Annotated in this window: 14 protein-coding genes; 10 read left to right on the top strand and 4 right to left on the bottom strand. The window is 51.9% G+C overall.

Features of this window, described 5'->3' with window-relative positions; translation table 11 throughout:
- Window positions 1-124: 124 nt before the first annotated feature.
- The 4 genes from DDY07_RS16575 to dcd form a co-directional block, all read right to left on the bottom strand.
- Window positions 125-2548, bottom strand: a complete 2424-nt coding sequence (locus tag DDY07_RS16575; protein WP_171696668.1) for an EAL domain-containing protein — start codon at window positions 2546-2548, stop codon at window positions 125-127.
- A 116-nt stretch (window positions 2549-2664) separates the two neighbouring features.
- The gene (glk, locus tag DDY07_RS16570) at window positions 2665-3648 is read right to left on the bottom strand and encodes a glucokinase (protein WP_171696667.1); all 984 of its coding nucleotides are present in this window, start codon (window positions 3646-3648) and stop codon (window positions 2665-2667) included.
- Window positions 3649-3656: 8 nt separating this feature from the next.
- On the bottom strand, window positions 3657-6872 hold the full coding sequence (locus DDY07_RS16565; protein WP_171696666.1) for a glycoside hydrolase family 15 protein: 3216 nt from the start codon (window positions 6870-6872) through the stop codon (window positions 3657-3659).
- Between the two features lie 42 nt (window positions 6873-6914).
- On the bottom strand, window positions 6915-7481 hold the full coding sequence (dcd, locus tag DDY07_RS16560) for a dCTP deaminase (RefSeq protein ID WP_062328840.1): 567 nt from the start codon (window positions 7479-7481) through the stop codon (window positions 6915-6917).
- A 299-nt stretch (window positions 7482-7780) separates the two neighbouring features.
- Between dcd and DDY07_RS16555 the strand changes: the two genes are divergently transcribed.
- From DDY07_RS16555 to phoR, 10 genes are all read left to right on the top strand, one after another.
- Window positions 7781-8377 (top strand): TetR/AcrR family transcriptional regulator, encoded by a 597-nt coding sequence (locus tag DDY07_RS16555; RefSeq protein WP_171696665.1) that lies wholly within the window; start codon window positions 7781-7783, stop codon window positions 8375-8377.
- 100 nt (window positions 8378-8477) lie between these two features.
- Window positions 8478-9227 (top strand): HNH endonuclease, encoded by a 750-nt coding sequence (locus tag DDY07_RS16550; RefSeq protein WP_171696664.1) that lies wholly within the window; start codon window positions 8478-8480, stop codon window positions 9225-9227.
- Window positions 9228-9298: 71 nt separating this feature from the next.
- On the top strand, window positions 9299-9523 hold the full coding sequence (locus DDY07_RS16545; protein WP_171696663.1) for an addiction module protein: 225 nt from the start codon (window positions 9299-9301) through the stop codon (window positions 9521-9523).
- Entirely contained in the window at window positions 9520-9813 is a 294-nt protein-coding gene (locus DDY07_RS16540) for a type II toxin-antitoxin system RelE/ParE family toxin (RefSeq protein WP_171696662.1), read from the top strand. The genes DDY07_RS16545 and DDY07_RS16540 overlap by 4 nt, the downstream gene beginning before the upstream one ends.
- Window positions 9814-9986: 173 nt before the next feature.
- Entirely contained in the window at window positions 9987-10259 is a 273-nt protein-coding gene (locus tag DDY07_RS16535; protein WP_171696661.1) for a DUF4242 domain-containing protein, read from the top strand.
- Between the two features lie 147 nt (window positions 10260-10406).
- Entirely contained in the window at window positions 10407-11720 is a 1314-nt protein-coding gene (locus DDY07_RS16530; RefSeq protein WP_171696660.1) for a selenium-binding protein SBP56-related protein, read from the top strand.
- A gap of 380 nt (window positions 11721-12100) precedes the next feature.
- A complete protein-coding gene (locus tag DDY07_RS16525) occupies window positions 12101-12979 on the top strand; it encodes a hypothetical protein (RefSeq protein ID WP_171696659.1) in 879 nt (292 codons plus the stop codon).
- A 309-nt stretch (window positions 12980-13288) separates the two neighbouring features.
- A complete protein-coding gene (locus tag DDY07_RS16520; RefSeq protein ID WP_171696658.1) occupies window positions 13289-15289 on the top strand; it encodes a cytochrome c peroxidase in 2001 nt (666 codons plus the stop codon).
- 92 nt (window positions 15290-15381) lie between these two features.
- A complete protein-coding gene (phoB, locus tag DDY07_RS16515; RefSeq protein ID WP_171696657.1) occupies window positions 15382-16074 on the top strand; it encodes a phosphate regulon transcriptional regulator PhoB in 693 nt (230 codons plus the stop codon).
- A 6-nt stretch (window positions 16075-16080) separates the two neighbouring features.
- Window positions 16081-17355, top strand: a complete 1275-nt coding sequence (gene phoR / locus DDY07_RS16510; RefSeq protein WP_171696656.1) for a phosphate regulon sensor histidine kinase PhoR — start codon at window positions 16081-16083, stop codon at window positions 17353-17355.
- Window positions 17356-17368: the final 13 nt, after the last annotated feature.

Below are 17368 nucleotides of genomic sequence, written 5' to 3'. Positions count from 1 at the left end.
TCCAATCCGGATTGATTAACGGCTGCCACCGGAAGACGTGTTTTCTCGGTGGCTCCCAACTAAACTGTTTTCGATGTTCATGCCTGCTTGGCATACTTCCCTTACTCCCTCCGCTGCCGATCTTTCAAAGCTTGCAATCGGCAAACAATTGCTCAAATTCCTGGGCCGGTAACGGTTTGGCGAACAAATAACCCTGTCCAAAATCGCAACCTGCCGCAGTAAGCAAATCCCGTTGGCTTGAGGTTTCTATGCCTTCGGCAATCACTTTTATGCCCAATTTGTGAGCCATCACGATGATCGCCTCGCATAAGGCCATGTCATCGGAGCCGGTCGCCAGATTGCGGACGAAGCTCTGATCTATTTTCAGATAATCGATGTCGAATTTTTTCAGATAAGACAACGAGGAATAGCCGGTGCCGAAATCATCCAGCGACACCTGAATGCCGGCGTCGCGGAACGACAACAGTTGCTCGGCCACGCTGCTATTGGCATCCAGTAACAGACCTTCGGTAATTTCGATGACGACACTTTGCCCGGAAAGACTCAGTGCCTCCAGCCTATCCAGCCAATCGCGATGACTGTCGCGTTCATTCCGAAACTGCACCGGCGATTTATTGATACTGATCTGGAATTTTTCGTGTATCGATTGCCGCCAGCGGCTGGTTTGCTCGGCGGCTTCCTGAAAAATCCAATTCCCGATGCTGCTGATCAAACCGGTTTCTTCGGCAATCGGAATAAAATCCGCTGGGTTGATCAGGCCGCGTGTTGGATGTTGCCAGCGGATCAGCGCTTCCGCTTTGCGTACAGTATTAGTAGCGAGTTCGACGATGGGTTGGTAGCACAAATAAAACTGCTGCCCGGCCAGAGCCTGTCGTAGGTCGTTACTGAGCCGCAGCCGCGCTTGTGCGGATTCCTGCATGGTAGGGATGAAAAAACAATATTGGTTCCGGCCCTGGCGCTTGGCGGCATACATCGCCTGGTCCGCATGCTTTAACAGCGATTTCAGGTTGTCGGCGTCATCCGGGAAAAAAGCGATGCCGATACTGGTGGAAATATAAGCAATTTCGTTACCCAACTGAAAACATTCCGTCATTTTGTGCAACAGCTTGCCGGCTATACGCTCGGCGTTGTCGGGGTCGCCGACATCGCTCAGAATCACAGTAAACTCGTCGCCGCCCAGGCGGGCTACCGTGTCGGTTTCCCGCACGCTGGTCAAAATCCGTTGGGCGGCAATTTGCAGCAGCTCGTCGCCCATGTCGTGTCCCAGGGTGTCGTTCACTTCCTTGAATAAGTCCAGGTCGATAAACAACAGCGCCAGACGCTTGTGTTCCCGGTGGGCTTTTTTGATCTCCTGACTCAGCCGGTCGTAAAACATGCGCCGATTCGGCAATTGGGTTAATGGGTCGAAATTGGCTTGTTGCCAGATCACGCCTTCGGTTTTTTTCTTTTCGGTAATATCGGAAAACAAAGCCACCCGCCGCTGCATGGTCTGTTGAGCATCAAAGATGGTATTGACGGTTAACCACTTGGCGTATAACTCGCCGTTCTTACGTTTGTCCCAAATTTCGCCTTGCCAGCTGCCCTTGCTATGAATGGCTTGCCACATAGCTTCGCTGTGGATGCTGCTGTTTAAAATGCCAATGTGCTTACCGACTACTTCATCGGATTGGTAGCCGGTAATGGTGGTGAAGGCGGCGTTGACTGTCAGGATGCGATCATCCGAGTCTGCCAACAACATGGCTTCGCTGCTGTTTTGATAAATCAGTGCGGCCTGTTGCAGGGCTTCTTCGATACGCTTACGTTCGCTAATGTCCCGAGCAATAGCCAAGTTATAACCGACATTGGCGTATTCAAAATAATTGGCCACGACTTCCACCGGAAACAACCTGCCATCCTTGGTTTTGTGGATGGTTTCCAACTTGTTCGAGCGCTTAATTTTCAGCTCCGCCCAGTGCGCGGCCCAGACTTGGCGCGGAAAGCAAGGGTCTACATCGAATACGCTCAAGCGCAGCAGCTCTTGATGACTATAGCCCAAAGCCTTGCAGGATTGGTTGTTGATATAAATGAAGCTGGCATTCTCGGTAATCAAATAAGCGCTGTCATGCATTTGATCCATACCAAAGCTTAATTGGGCTAAGCGCCTGCGCGAGTTTTTTTGCTCGGTGATGTCCCGAAAACTCCAAACCCGGCCCGCCGGTTGTCCGTCCAGATATTGTGGTTGGCAATAGCTTTCGATAAAGCGGCCGTCTTTAAACTCCAGTTCGCTGGCGTAACGTTGCTTAGGGTATTTATAAATCTCTTCGATTCGGTTTAGGAAGGCGGTTCGGTCTTTTAGCAGTTTCAGGGCATAGCTCAGGGATTTCTCATCGTCGCCGATCTTTAAAGAACCTGGCGTGATGCCCCAAATCCGCATGAATTGCGGGTTGAAAGTGGCGATCTTGCCGAACAGATCGACTACCAATATAGCGTCGGTGCTGGAGTCGAGCGCGGCTTGAAGGATTGATAGCGATTTTTGCAAACTGGCTTGTTTCTGCTTGGGTTGGACCATGACTCGGCTACACTGCTAGCAAGTAAATCTAGCAAAGGCATATTTAAAAGGTTGATTTATAAGCCTAGCCGATTCCGACGCTGCCGTACCTTTTTCTATAGCTTGATACGAAATGCTTATTGCGCGGCAAAGTAGTGCATTGCTCCCAGCAAAGGTGTGCGCGGATTCAAAGCCAGTTTGACCGATAATTTGGCGAGCATGGGCTGAAACCGGCCTTTGGCGACAAAAGCCTGGATAAATTCCCCGGATTCCAGCACCGATCTGATTTTGGGGCCGATGCCGCCGCCGATGAATACGCCGCCGGTAGCGAAGGCTTTTAAGGCCAAGTTACCCGCTTCGGCGCCGTAAAGTTCCGCAAACAAGCGCACGGTTTCGCGGCACAAGGGATCTTCGTCGTCCACGCCCAAGCGCGAAATCAGCGCATTGCGATCAACGCCGCTGGCATTGGCGGGTGCGGGCACCGCCGGGCAGGGCGGGGCGAAGCGGGCTTGGACCAGGAAGTCGTAGATATTACTGAAGCCGATACCGGACAATATCCGTTCGCAGCTGACATGCGCAGGATAACGGCCGCGCAGGAAAGTCAGCAGTTGATCTTGTTGCGGGTTTTGCGGGGCAAAATCGCAATGACCGCCCTCTGTGGCGATGGGGTGATACTGTTCGCCGTCCCAATGCAGCATCGCTTCGCCCAAACCGGTGCCGGCGGCGATCACCGCAATATTGCCGATTTGCGGCTCGGCGTTGGGATTTAGCTCGACGAAGTCCTGTTCCTGTAGGTGCAGCATGCCGATTGCCATGGCTTCCAGATCGTTCAGCAATTTCACCCGGTCGGTGCCCAGTCGAGCTTTAAGTTGTGCGCCATCCAATAGCCAGGGCAGATTGGTGGTCTGGCAGCGTTGATTGACGACGGGTCCGGCAATACCGAAGCAAGCCGATGCCACCGTTGGGGTGTCGGTCAAAAACAGATCCAGGATTTCCTCAAAAGTCTGAAACTCGCCGCTGGCAAAAGTTTGTTCCTGCAAACAGCTCAGCGTGCCGTCGGCTTGTCTGTCGAGTAAGGCCAGAACCGTTTTGGTTCCGCCGATGTCGCCGGCTAGAATCATATGCGTCCTCATGAGGTTGGGGTGGCGTTGTTGAGCAAGTGGATCAAGGCATCGAGTATCGCGTTGGCCAGCGCATGCGGCGGCAGTTGGTAAAACGCTTGCCAAGCCAGCGACACGCATTCTTCGTAGTGGTCGCGGTAGTGCGGGTGCTGTTGTAGCCAGCTAATTCTGACCGCATGTCCGATCAAAATATCCGTGACCAAGGTGTCGTCAATGTAAAGATCGGGATAATCGCGAACGATGGATGCCAAGGCTCGCAGGGCTTCCACGCTCAATTGCCGATACACCGGCGCCTGAATTTTATTCAGAATATGGTTGATATGTAATCTAAAGCTTTGTTCGCCGGCGGTCATCTGTGCCAGCATGATCTCGCTGTCGATCCGGCGTTTGCTGTTGTATTTTTCGCCGACCATCAAACCCTTGCAGTGATGCAACAACTCCCATACGCCAGCGAAGAAGGCTTCGTTCTCGCGGCCGACGCTGCCTTGCTGTTCACGCCAGGCATACCAATCGTCGGCATCGCCGCGGTCTTTCGGATTCATCGACTCCGGAAAGCGCGCGGCGGTCAGATCGCGCTGCGGGCCTTCGCAATGCAAGGTTTCGACTTGTCCCAGCTGGTTTTCGCTGTTGTTGTAATCTTCCAGGGTTTCCTGCAACAGGTCCGCCAACTGATGTGGCGGCAGCGACAAAATATCGCTAAACGCCTGGTCCAGCGAGGTGCTGCTCAGGCGTTTTTGTCTGGCAATGATCAATTGCAGAATGTGGCCGACGCGAATGGTGTGCATATCGGCGAACAATTCCGGCTTTAACTTGATCAGCATGCCCAGGTAGATGATCAACTCCTGGACGATGATTTGCTGGCTATTGTCGTTGGGGTTAAAGGTGCGGATAGTGTCCAGGATTTGCCAGGAGTCGGTGGGGCGGCGCAAGGTGGCTTTGCCGCTGTAAGCGCGGCCTACCGTCAAGCCATGCTGGCGCACCAGAATCTCGGTGGCGGCTTGTTCCAGGTTGATATCGTACTTGCCCAGTAAGCTGGCGCAACGCCGCACCACATACCAAGCGTGGCGGTCGCCGGCTCGGGCATACACTTCTTCTAGCAAGTCGCGCACGTACCCTGGCTGGTTTTCGTCGTTGCGTAAGCCAGTGTCGTAATCAAGTCCGTGGCGTTGGCAGAGCAAGGTGAGGGCTTCAAGTTGCGCGTAGAGATTGGGATTATCTCGCAAACGCTTCACTAATTGGCCGTCGTCACCAATTTCCCACTCGGTCAATACGAAGCTATCCAGTGCTTGTGGCGCTTGGTCGTCGTGGGCCAGCAAATTAGCGAAAGGCCGTTCGACCTCTTCCCAACTCGCTTCCGAAAAGCTAAAGCCATGTAAGTTGCCGATTTTTTCGTGGCTGGCCGTTTGCACAAAATCAGTCAAGCGTCCCAGTTTCACCGGTGTGCCTTGCACATTGCCTTGGCTGAGTTGCTCGATAAAACCCAACAATACTTGGCGGTCTTCGTTGCCGAGCATGTTGTGCTTGATGTTGATGACCAACAAGGGCTGAGCGGGATTGTCCCAGTGGCGGATAATGTAGGCCAGTTCAGTGCGCAGCCGTTGAATCAGCAACTGGTTGTCCATGGCAATATAAAAACCTTTTTGGTTCATGAATTGCGGTAAAAACAATAAAGGCTCGCCCGCCAGCACGTAAAGCTTGGAGGTGGCTAGCGTGCGTAATTGTCTTAGGGGTCGTCCAGTGAGTCCAATGCGGTCGTTGCGGCCCACTTGGGTGTAAGCAGCGGCTAATTCGCTGGCATCTCGCACTTGGATAGGCGCGATTTCAGTTAAAGTTTGCGACGGAATACCGCGCTCACGCAATTCGTCTTGCACCTGTTCGTCTTCGGCCAGCAGGGCAATCTGCAGGGTGGAGTTCGGGTGCAAACGGGTGGCCTTGTAACGGCCCAGCGGGTCGATGTCGTCCAGGCCAATCAAACCGTCTTGCAACAGTCCACCCAAGATATACAAGCTTTGCGCCCAAACCAGCGGGACATTTTCATTGGGAACGCGAGTTTGGCTGTGCGGGTGGCGTTTTTCGGCGGCGATGGCACTTTCCGGCACGATGTAAAGTTCCGGCAACAGCCATTGGCCGTTCTGCTCGACCAGCAGATCTTCCAGACGGCGTCGATAATCGCACACCCCGTCGGTGTCGCCGGCAAACAGTTTATTTAGTAGTAAGTAGCAGAAAAACAGCGGCCATTCGCATTCGATGTCCATGAATTGTTTCAACTCATTGGGTTCGTAATGCAGGCGCTGATGGTCTTCGATGACGGTTTGATGGCCGTCCAGTAGGAAGCGTTTGCAACCGTAACGGCCTTGCAGTTTGTCGATAATCAAAGCCTCGGTGCGTTCGCGTAGCGCTTTATTGTCTACCGCGAAGGCCGGAAAGCCGGTGACGCTGAGCACCGCCGAATCGACTTCCTTGGAGATAGACTCGCGCGGCAGCAAGGCTTCCAGGGTAATGCGGGTGCGGGCAATGTCGTCGCTAATCACGTGAATGATCGCGGTCTGGCCGCCGTTCTTACCGAACAGATTGCAGCCGGACATGGCTTCTAGCGCGGCTTTGGCCATGCCTATCGAACTAGCGTTCAATTCCGCCAGACCGTGATTCATCTTATTGCCGCGCTCCCAGATGCCGTAATCCGGTGTGCGATAGGCGCGGCTGACATAATGCACCAGGTTTTGCACGAAATTGACTTCGTCGATGCTGAACACAATCCGCAAACCGGAGGCAGTCATTTGCGCCAGCATCAGCAAGAATAAGGAGGTCGCGTCCAGTTGCAAATGGCCCCATTCGCTGTCGCCGACGACCACTTCGCCGCTGGTGGTCTTGTATTTAGCGTGCAGCGCGTCCAGCGGGTCCTGGCTGTGCTTGAACTTTTCCACTTTCGCCGCTTGCCGCATCATCGCCGTCAACAGACCGCGCATTAGTTTGACGACGCTTTGTTCCAATAAATAAGTGCGTTCCTGTTGACCTTCAATTTTGCGGTAAGCCAGCCCCAGGCCCCAGGCTGCCAAGATGCTGTAGACATTGTCGCGAACCCAAGCATCCGTGTAATTGCCGTGGGTGGTGACGGCGGTACTGGCCGGTAGCAGGCCGCTTATCCAATCCTGACGTTTCAGGATAATGTCGTGAACTTGTTGGTAATACTGGTCGAGCGTCTCGGTTTGACTGGTCGGCATCATGTATTTAGTGGGATTTGATGTGGCGTTTAAGGAATCGGGCACTCAAGCCTTGGGCAAGGTTACTCCGGTTTGGCCTTGATACTTGCCGCCGCGATCTCGATAAGAGGTTTCGCAGACTTCGTCGCCGCCGAAAAACAGCATCTGCGCGACGCCTTCGTTGGCGTAGATTTTCGCTGGCAGCGGGGTGGTGTTGGAAAACTCCAGCGTCACATGGCCTTCCCACTCTGGTTCTAGCGGGGTGACGTTGACGATAATGCCGCAGCGAGCGTAGGTCGATTTCCCTAAGCAGATGACGAGCACATCGCGCGGAATCCGGAAAAACTCCACGGTGCGCGCCAGCGCAAACGAATTGGGCGGAATAATGCAGACGTCGGATTTCACATCCACGAAGCTGCCTTCGTCAAAGTCTTTGGGATCGACGATGGTGGAATTGATGTTGGTGAAGATTTTAAATTCGTTGGAGCAACGGACGTCGTAGCCGTAACTGGAGGTGCCGTAAGAAATGATCCTGCCTTGCGCGGATTCACGGACTTGCCCGGCCTGAAACGGCTCTATCATGCCGTGTTGCTCGGACATGCGGCGTATCCATTTGTCTGATTTTATGCTCATGTTGCTGGTTGGGTAGGGAAAAATAACAGAGGCTTCAAAATAGCATATTAGGCGGGAAAAATCGCTAGTTGCCTTGCCGAAAGGCGCTAATTTGTTGAGGTTTGGCGGTTGCTGTGCTGGGTTATGGGGTAAGAAGCAGTATCAGCTAGGTCAGGTTGCCGCGAAAGCGGTTAATTGACAGGCTTAAATTGTCAGAGAGCGCCGTCTCCCACCTCGACTTGTAAGGATCGAACGGTTATTCTTCTAAATTAGAAAAAACTTATTTACAAAATAAGACGACCGGTCGCATAATGCGGCCCATGGCGAAATTGGCACCCAAACAGATCAAAAAAGACAAACTCCTGGAGCAGGGCGTGAGCTTGCTGTTGGAAAAAGGCTACCACGCCACCGGCTTGAAAGAGATTCTGGACACGGTACAAATCCCGAAAGGCTCGTTTTACAGTTATTTCGGCAGCAAGGAACAGTTTGCCGCCCAGGCGATACACCACTACATCGAGCCGTTTATCCTGCGCTTGTCCGGGCATTTGCAAAACCCGGAAACGGACGGCTTGGCAGCCTTGAAAGCCTATTACACTGGCTTGATCGGCGAAGTCGCGATAAGTGGTTTCAAAGGCGGTTGCTTGCTGGGCAATCTGATGGGCGAGATTGGCGACACCAGTCCCTTATGCCGCGATGCTTTATTGGATGCGGTCGGTCGCTACAGTGCCTTGCAGCAAGCGGCGTTGGAACGCGGACAAAAGCAAGGCTCGGTAAGGCTGGATCGTTCGGCGAAGAGCATGGCGGATTTGATGCTGAACGGTTGGCAGGGGGCGTTGCTGCGGATGAAGGTCGAGCAATCGGTGGAGCCTTTGCAGGCGGTTTGTCGGGATTTGTTGGATGATTATTTTAGGGCTTGATGCTAGCTTGTTGCTTGGGGCAAAGTTATTTGTTGGGTTGTGACGAATGCCTAAGCCGGCCTAAGAGACCTCAGGTGATATTATAAGGACTGACAGGAATATGACTCGCAAGCGATTTATAGAATCTCAAGGAGCAACATGTGACAATTGGACCTGGAGTTGGTCATTCAAAAACGAATCCGAGAAATTCATAATATTTGGCGCTTGGAATGTCTTTGATGATGGGAACTTAACACTCATTTTTAGTGATGATTGGTCAATAAGTCGGAAAGGGAAAGGACAATCTGGATATTCCCAATCACGAGAGCATATACGGCTTATTGAAGAAGAAGGTTATCAGCTTAAAACTTTTCCAATGGAGTACATGGCGGCAGATGAAAACGATGAAGGAGCGCCCGCTAAAATTAAAGGCTTCACTCCGAAGCTCAGTGATAAAAAGTTAATTCGAATTGAAAACAGTTGGTATGCCTCTGACCAGTCGTATGGGGCGCGATTACCTGAAGAAGTAGACCCAAAAGAGGTTTTTAAAGAAGGTGCGTCTAAAACTGTAACTGTAAATCAATATGAGCGTAGTGCGTTGGCTAGAGCGAAGTGTTTAGAGCATCATGGGTATAAATGTGCTGTTTGTTCATTCGATTTTGAAAGTTTGTACGGTGAAATTGGAAAACAATATATTCATGTCCATCATATTATTCCAATTTCAGAAATTGGGAGACAATATGAGCTCAACCCAGTAAAAGATTTAATTCCAATATGTCCAAATTGTCATGCGATGATTCATATTACACGTCCTGCGTTGAGTGTAGGGCAATTAAAACAAATCATAAACAACAATAAAAATTGCACATAACGCGGTTGCTCAAAGGAACGCACCGTGCCTTTAGCGGTTTCAAAGTAAAAGTAACTTTTTGGTTTTTAATTATGAATATTCAATCGATTGAACAAGAAGTTTTGCATCTACCTGTTGAAGAAAGGGCTCGGCTTGCCGAGAAATTGCTTTCAAGCTTGGATGATTTGTCAGAACAAGAAATTGAAAAGCTCTGGCTTTTAGAAGCACAACGTCGGGCAGCAGAGATTGATAACGGAACTGTCCAGCTTATTTCCGTTGAAGAAATGGAACAAAGAGTCCAAGCCATCTTGCAATGAAATATGCTTTTCACCCTGAAGCTGCGGATGAATATGCGGAAACCGTTGCCTACTATAAATCCTTGCGTACGGAACTAGGTATGCGCTTCGATAAGGCAATTAAATCGGTTATTGCTAGCGCTTGTGAATTGCCGGCACGCTACCGGTTAGAGCTCCCGCCAACCATACACAAAGGAAGAGTTCAGGGATTTCCTTACAATGTTATTTTTCGTGAAGTTGAAGACGGCATTCAGATTCTTGCGGTTGCGCATCATCGCCGTCGTCCGCTTTATTGGTTGGGGAGGGTTTAAATTGCACCAAATCACAGCCATAACTTAGCCCAAGGATGTGAGCGCATCGTTTTCGTCAGAAGTTCGATCAGACGCAGGCGCATTCATTATTGACTAAGCAATCCGCTGCCCAAGTAGGCAGCATTTTTTAACGCCGGAAAATTAGACGACCGGTCATTTATTAGGAGATTATCATGCCCAAGTACATCATCGAACGCGACATTCCCGGCGCTGGCCAGTTGACGCCAGCTGAGCTGCAAGGCATTTCCCAAAAATCCTGCGGCGTGTTGCGCGACATGGGGCCGCGCATTCAATGGCTGCACAGCTACGTGACCGGCGACAAAGTGTATTGCGTGTATATTGCCGACAGCGAACAAGCAATACGCGAACACGCCGAGCAAGGCGGGTTTCCGGCCAATCGCATCGAACAAATTACCACCATTATCGACCCGACCACGGGCGATTGATACACCACCAATTTATGGTTCCCACGCTCCGGCGTTGGAACCGAGCTAGGGACGCTCCAGCGTCCCGAACCGCAGGAGCGGTTCAACATGCATTCCCACGCTGGAGCGTGGGAACGATAACAACGACAATTAACGGGGATAACAATCATGACATTTAAACTAAGCACCTTTACCGCCGCGCTATTGCTCGGCACCGCCAGCCTGTCGGCCAACGCCGACGAAACCTGCGCCTCGCCGTACATGGCGAAAATCACCGGCCAGGAGGATTTTGTATACATCTGGACCTTGGGCGCAGAAGGCGTCGGCGACGAGCAGGACAAACTGGTCACCGTCGACGTCAATCCAAAATCCAAACAATACGGCAAGGTGATCGGCAGTCTGTCGGTGGGTGGCCGCAACGAAGCGCACCATTCCGACTTTACCGACGACCGTAAATTTCTCTGGGCCGGCGGCTTGGATACCAACAAAATTTTCATCTTCGATGTGTCTACCGACCCGGCCAAGCCCAAGCTGACTAAAACCATCACCGATTTCGTCGCCAAAAGCGGCGGCGTAGTTGGCCCGCACAGCTTGTACGCCTTGCCGGGGCGAATGATCATCACCGGTTTGTCAAACAACAAAGACCACGGCGGCCGCACCGCGATTGTGGAATACAGCAACGCCGGCGATTACATCGCCACCTACTGGCTGCCGACCGACAGCAACCTGGAAGGCGCGATCAAATCCGGCAAATACGCCGACGGCTATAACTACGACGTGCGGGTACTGCCGCGTAAAAACTTGATGCTGACTTCGTCGTTCACCGGCTGGTCGAACTACATGATGGATTTCGGCAAAATGCTGGCCGACCCGGAAGCGATGAAACGCTTCGGCAACACCGTGGTGCAATGGGATTTACACAGCCGTCAACCGAAAAAGGTGTTCGACGTGCCCGGCGCGCCGCTGGAAATCCGCTGTGCCTGGGCGGAAGACCACAATTACTGCTTCACCAGCACCGCGCTGACTTCAAAAATCTGGCTGATTCATCAAGACGACAAAGGCGAATGGCAAGCCAAGGATGTTGCCGACATCGGCGAACCGGCCAAAATCCCGCTGCCGGTGGACATCTCGATCTCCAGCGACGACAAAACTTTATGGGTCAACACCTTCATGGACGGCATGACCCGCCGCTTCGACATCAGTGATCCGTTCCACCCCAAACAAGTGTTCGAACAAAAAATCGGTGCGCAGGTGAATATGGTGTCCTCAAGCTGGGACGGCAAGCGCTTGTATTACACTTCGTCGCTGTTGGCGAACTGGGACAAGAAGGGCGCGGATAACGAGCAATTCTTCAAGGCGTATAGCTGGGATGGCAGCAAGTTGACCGAGCAGTTCTCGATTGATTTTACAAAAGAGAAATTGGGTAGGGCGCATCAAATGCGGTTTGGGGCGTATGCTTTGTATGGCGGTTCGCCCAAGTAGTTGTTTGCTCGGTGGCCGTTCGGGTTTGTTGTATTTGTGTCGCTGGCGCGACGGCTTTATTTGAAGTCGGGTCTCGGCCCGACGGCCGAGATACTTTCTTTTGCTTGGCCAAAAGAAAGTATCCAAAGAAAACGCCACCCGAACGCCGCTTTGATCCTGCGCTCCGAAGCTTTTATCGAGGGTCGGCAGAAGGGGCTTCCCAGCCCCTCCGCCGACGCAGCGCATCCATGCGCTGCCCCTTCGGGCTGATCTCGATAAAAGCTTCGGTGCTCGGCGCGGCATACGGGAGGAAAACCCACCGGGGATTTGAAACTCAATCAGTTGCAATCAGATAGGATGCTGCCGACGTAAGGAGGCGCATCGTATGGCCGTACTTGATAATGAAAAGGGATCCTATGGTTTTCTGCATATATTCAAATTCTCATATCTCAGATAACGATTCAAACGAAGAACATATATTTCCTTTAACTCTTGGAGGAAGCAATGCATTCACAATTCAAGTCTCAAAGATTTCCAACACTCGTTCTAACAGGGAATTAGACGAGAAACTAAAGTCCTGCCTGTTCTTGGCAACAAATAGGAAAAAGCATGATGCTCGTGGACACAAGAATAAGGCGATAACGCCGCCTAAAGCCAAAATAACCGTTGGAACTGACAAGTCGGTGGTTTTTAAATTTGATGAAAATGGTTTGTTGCAACTCTATAGCCATCTAAGGGCGAAGTCATTAACAAGTGATGACCTGAAAGGACAGAGAGTCACTATCGGGATTTGCCAAGAAAGAAGTCTCCGGCTCAAATTCACCGCAAAAGTTGCGCTTGCATCAGGCTATTTCGTGTATGGAGACGCTTTTATTGCAAATACAGAAACGTCGGAGCTTCGGGCTTTGATGCATTATGGAGGCGAGCTTCACGATGAGGTGTTGATCAACAATATAGTTTCAACAGGTTGGTATTGGCCTAAACCTGTCGGTGATGGCGATGCCGAAATGCATAGTATTTTCGAGCGAATCAATGACATGTTCGGTTGCTCTTTTGTCGCGATAATTACCAGTGCAGTTCCCGATAAAATTATTATTGTTGTTGGCGTCTTAGGGCATTTGACAGGTGTAATTAGTTGTCCGGCCAATTGCGACGCTTTTCCAAGAACCGGCGACTATGACTTAGGCCACGTCGTCGCGCTGGGAGATAGGCAGCTAAAAAGAATGTCATTTCGTAGCTGCTTGAAGGAGTTGGATGGCCTTTCGAATAATTGCTTTTAGACGCAAGGGTTTAGCCAAATTTTAGGATGGTTTCTTCCCGTATGCCGCGCCGAGCACCGGAGTTTTTGAACGGATCAGCCCGCAGGGGCGATGCAGGGATGCATCGCGTTGCCGAAGGGGCAGGAGCCCCTTTCGGCAACCCCGTTCAAAAGCTACGGAGCGCAGGGAATAAGCGGCGTCCGGGTGGCTTTTTCTTTGGATACTTTCTTTTGGCCAAGCAAAAGAAAGTATCGCGGTTGTCGGTCCGCGAACCGACATTAAAATAAGCCGTCGCGACAGCGACACCTATCCCAAAAGTAAACAGCAATCATGAAACTTCCTTATCGCCTCAGTCTACTTTGTCTGAAAGCGGACGCTAGAGCGTCCGCAGCGGCATTCCCACGCTGGAGCATGGGAACGATAGGGTTCCTGTGCTTTCTCTTTAACTTGATAACGCCATTAAGCCAAGCTCAAGAAACCAAACCCATCGCCCCCGGCTACACCGCATTACCTTTCGAACCCGCAAAACCCGGCACCTACACCCTGCCAGTCATCACCCAAGCCGCCGACGGCGAAATCCTAACCACCAACAACCAGCCCAAACACCTCCACGACTTAATGGGGGGCAAGCTGGTATTGCTGAGCTTCATTTACGCGGCCTGCAGCGACGTCAACGGCTGCCCGCTGGCAACTCAGGTGTTGCACAAAATCAGCCGGCAATTACAAAAACAGCCGGAATTGGCCGACAAACTCAGATTGTTGACGTTGAGCTTTAACCCGGCCCAGGACACCCCGGAAATGATGCGCCAGTACGGCGAGGGATTTAAAACCGGCGATTTCGATTGGCAATTTCTGACCACCAAAGACGAGGCCAGCTTGCAGCCCATCCTCGACGGCTACCAGCAAAATGTGCAAAAAGTCTACGACGACAAAGGCCAGTTTACCGGTACGTTTTCGCATTTGCTGCGAGTGTATCTGATCGATAAGGATAAAAACGTCCGCAATATTTATAGCGTGGATTTTCTGCATGCCGACACGCTGATCAACGATGTGAAAACGCTACTGGCAGACGCAAGGCCGCAAGTCGCCGCAGTGCTAGCAGTCAAGCCCGAAATGTTGTTCCAGCCTGGCGACAATAAACAAAACTACCAGCAAGCCGATTACCAAACCCGCTCGCTGGCGCTGGCGCAACGTATGGGTCAGCCGGCTAATTTGCTGGCGTTTGCGCAACAACCGCCGCTGGGTTTGCCGAAATTACCGGTGCCCAAAGACAACCCGCTCACGCCTGCCAAGATCGCGTTGGGTCGCAAGCTGTTCTTCGACCGGCGGCTCTCCCTGAACAATACCTTTTCCTGTGCCATCTGCCACATCCCGGAACAAGGCTTTAGTAATAACGAAATGACCACGGCGGTGGGTATTGAAGGGCGCAGTGTGCGGCGCAATAGCCCGTCTTTGTATAACGTAGGTTACGCGCAATTGCTGTTTCACGATGGTCGAGAGAACAGCCTGGAGCAACAAGCCTGGGGCCCATTGCTGGCGCACAACGAGATGGCGAATCCGTCAATTGGCTATGTGGTGGAAAAGCTAAAAGCCAGCGCCGATTATCGCGGACTGTTTGAAAAAGCCTTTAACAAAGGGCCGACGATGGAAACCATCGGTCAGGCCTTGGCTAGCTATCAGCGCACGTTAAATGCCGCCGATTCGCCATTCGACCGCTGGTATTTTGGCAAACAAAAAACGGCGATTAGCGAGGCGGCGCAACGGGGTTTTGCTTTGTTTACCGGTAAAGCCGCTTGCAGCAGTTGTCACGTGATTGGCGACAAGTCTGCCTTATTTACCGATCAAAAACGCCATAACACCGGTATTGGCTATGCCGAATCCATGCAAAAGTCGCCGGAAAAACAAAGAGTGCAAGTGGCGCCGGGCGTATTTGTGGAGGTGGATAGCGAGCATCTGAAAGGTGTAAATACCGAGAAACCCGGCGATTTGGGTTATTACGAGGTCAGTCAAAATCCCGCCGACCGCTGGGCTTACAAAACCCCGTCGCTACGCAACGTCGCGCTCAGCGCGCCTTATATGCATAACGGTTCCTTGCCTAGTCTGGCGGGGGTGCTGAAGTTTTATAATCAAGGCGGCGTAGCCAACGAAAATTTGTCGCCCTTGCTCAAGCCGCTGGGCTTGTCTGATCGGGAAATCGCTGATCTTGTAGCGTTTCTGGAAGCGCTGAGCGGCGGCAATATAAGTACTTTAGTGTCGGACGCCTTTGCCGCTCCTGTTGGGGATAGCGGCGTGACGGCGCGGCCGATGCCGGACTCTGGCAAGGGACGATAGCTCGGGGATTGGCCGGCTTTTTTTGTCACAAAACGGTAATATAGCGCTGCTAAATTAGCCTAATCCTTGGACCCTTTAGACTAAACATGCTTATGTCGAACTTGAAAATCCTGGTCGTGGAAGACGAAGAAGCGATCAGGGAGATGCTGGTCATGGTGCTGGAACAGGCCAATTTGACGGTGATCGCCGTTGGCAGTGCCGAGCAGGCCCGGGAGAGTTTGGCCGATAATATGGTGGATTTGATTATTCTGGACTGGATGCTGCCGGGGATCAGCGGCGTGGAATTGGCCAGACGCTTGAAAAATGAGCCGGGTTACAAGGAGTTGCCTATTATTTTGCTCACCGCGCGCGGCGAGGAAGAAGACAAAATTCGCGGCTTGGAAATTGGTGCGGACGATTATGTGACCAAGCCTTTTTCGCCGAAAGAACTGATCGCCCGGATCAAGGCCGTGATGCGTCGCAGCGGTAAGTTGTCGGAATCCGGACAGCTCAGCGTCGGCGATCTCACTTTGGATGCCGAGCAACACAAACTGACTATCGCCGGCCGCAGTCTGGAAGTCAGTCCTACCGAGTTTAGATTGATGCAGTTTTTTATGACCAATCCCGACAAGGTCTACAGTCGAACCCATTTGCTGGATCAGGTCTGGGGGCGTAGCGTGTACATAGAGGAGCGTACCGTGGATGTGCATATTCGCCGCTTGCGCAAAATTCTGGCCGAATACGGCCGCGAGGAATTGATCCAGACCGTGCGCGGATTCGGTTACCGTTTTTCGATGGCAAACTGATTATTCATGCAGCGTTGGCAGCGGGAAATAAATATTGCTATTGCTTTACTGATACCGGCTTTACTGCTGAGTTTTATTGTCGGGCACCTCAGCTATTTCTTATGGGCAATCACCCTTTTTCTCTACATTAAGCAATCGATCAACGTGAGCCGCCTGGAGCGTTGGTTAAGCCAGGGCGGCCGAGGAGAGCGTCCCGATTTTAAAGGGATCTGGGGCGACATCTACTACCACTTTTATAAAATTCGCAAAAGCCAAAAACGCCAGAAGAAGAAGTTGGGCAAAATGCTGGATGGGTTTCGCAAATCGACCAGCGCCTTGCCTGACGCCATTGTGGTACTAGGCAGCTATGGCGAAATCGAGTGGAGCAACAAAGTGGCCTATGACTATCTGGGCCTGAAGCGTTCCGATAACGGACAGCGGATTCCTAACTTGGTCCGGCACCCGCTGTTTATTCAGTACCTGAAGGATCAGGATTACCACAACAAGGTTTGTATTCCCTCGCCTATCAACGAAAACATGATTTTGCAAATCGGCATCTTCCCTTACGGTGCCGGCTTACGTTTGTTGATGGCGCAGGATGTCACCCATCTAAAGAATATCGAACGGATGCGTACCGACTTTGTGGCCAATGTCTCGCACGAATTACGCACGCCGATTACCGTGTTGCGTGGTTATCTGGAGACCTTGCAGGAACTTGACGACGGTAGCAGTCCTTACACGCGCTCATTCCAAAACATGGCGGCACAGACCGAGCGCATGCAAGCCTTGATCGATGATTTACTGCTACTGGCGCGCCTGGAGAGCAAAACCAAGAAATTCGAATGCGTGAATATTCCTGATTTGCTCGTGCAGGTTTGCCAGGAAAGCGATTTGTTGGAAAAGGATGAGCGCCGGGTCGAGCTGGTGTTGGATAGCCGAGCCAATGTGCGTGGCGATATGGAGGAGTTGCGTAGCGCTTTCAGCAATCTGTTGGTCAATGCCATGAAATATTCGCAGCCTAGCTCGCCGGTTAAAGTGAGTTGGCGGGGCAAGCCCGACGGCAGCGTTTATTTTGAAGTGGAAGATTTTGGCGACGGCATCTCCAGTGTGGATATTCCCCGGATTACCGAACGCTTTTACCGCGCCGAAGTGAAACGCAATCAAAAAATCCCCGGCACGGGTTTGGGGCTGGCCATCGTCAAGCATGTGTTGGTCAGGCACGATGCCAAGCTGGACATTGAAAGCCAACTGGGCAGAGGCAGTAAATTCCGCTGCGTGTTTCCGCGGCAGCGCGTGTGTTGAGGCTTGGCTGAAT

This window comes from Methylomonas sp. ZR1, assembly GCF_013141865.1.
Taxonomy (GTDB): Bacteria; Pseudomonadota; Gammaproteobacteria; order Methylococcales; family Methylomonadaceae; genus Methylomonas.
The sequence above is the reverse complement of the archived record's forward strand: the minus strand, read 5'-3'. Positions and strand labels throughout refer to the sequence as shown.

What these genes read in the sequence shown, in the direction of transcription:
- DDY07_RS16575 (WP_171696668.1), bottom strand. Translation starts at nt 2,548, where the DNA reads ATGGTCCAACCCAAGCAGAAACAAGCCAGTTTGCAAAAATCGCTATCA.
- glk (WP_171696667.1), bottom strand. Translation starts at nt 3,648, where the DNA reads ATGATTCTAGCCGGCGACATCGGCGGAACCAAAACGGTTCTGGCCTTA.
- DDY07_RS16565 (WP_171696666.1), bottom strand. Translation starts at nt 6,872, where the DNA reads ATGATGCCGACCAGTCAAACCGAGACGCTCGACCAGTATTACCAACAA.
- dcd (WP_062328840.1), bottom strand. Translation starts at nt 7,481, where the DNA reads ATGAGCATAAAATCAGACAAATGGATACGCCGCATGTCCGAGCAACAC.
- DDY07_RS16555 (WP_171696665.1), top strand. Translation starts at nt 7,781, where the DNA reads ATGGCGAAATTGGCACCCAAACAGATCAAAAAAGACAAACTCCTGGAG.
- DDY07_RS16550 (WP_171696664.1), top strand. Translation starts at nt 8,478, where the DNA reads ATGACTCGCAAGCGATTTATAGAATCTCAAGGAGCAACATGTGACAAT.
- DDY07_RS16545 (WP_171696663.1), top strand. Translation starts at nt 9,299, where the DNA reads ATGAATATTCAATCGATTGAACAAGAAGTTTTGCATCTACCTGTTGAA.
- DDY07_RS16540 (WP_171696662.1), top strand. Translation starts at nt 9,520, where the DNA reads ATGAAATATGCTTTTCACCCTGAAGCTGCGGATGAATATGCGGAAACC.
- DDY07_RS16535 (WP_171696661.1), top strand. Translation starts at nt 9,987, where the DNA reads ATGCCCAAGTACATCATCGAACGCGACATTCCCGGCGCTGGCCAGTTG.
- DDY07_RS16530 (WP_171696660.1), top strand. Translation starts at nt 10,407, where the DNA reads ATGACATTTAAACTAAGCACCTTTACCGCCGCGCTATTGCTCGGCACC.
- DDY07_RS16525 (WP_171696659.1), top strand. Translation starts at nt 12,101, where the DNA reads ATGAAAAGGGATCCTATGGTTTTCTGCATATATTCAAATTCTCATATC.
- DDY07_RS16520 (WP_171696658.1), top strand. Translation starts at nt 13,289, where the DNA reads ATGAAACTTCCTTATCGCCTCAGTCTACTTTGTCTGAAAGCGGACGCT.
- phoB (WP_171696657.1), top strand. Translation starts at nt 15,382, where the DNA reads ATGTCGAACTTGAAAATCCTGGTCGTGGAAGACGAAGAAGCGATCAGG.
- phoR (WP_171696656.1), top strand. Translation starts at nt 16,081, where the DNA reads ATGCAGCGTTGGCAGCGGGAAATAAATATTGCTATTGCTTTACTGATA.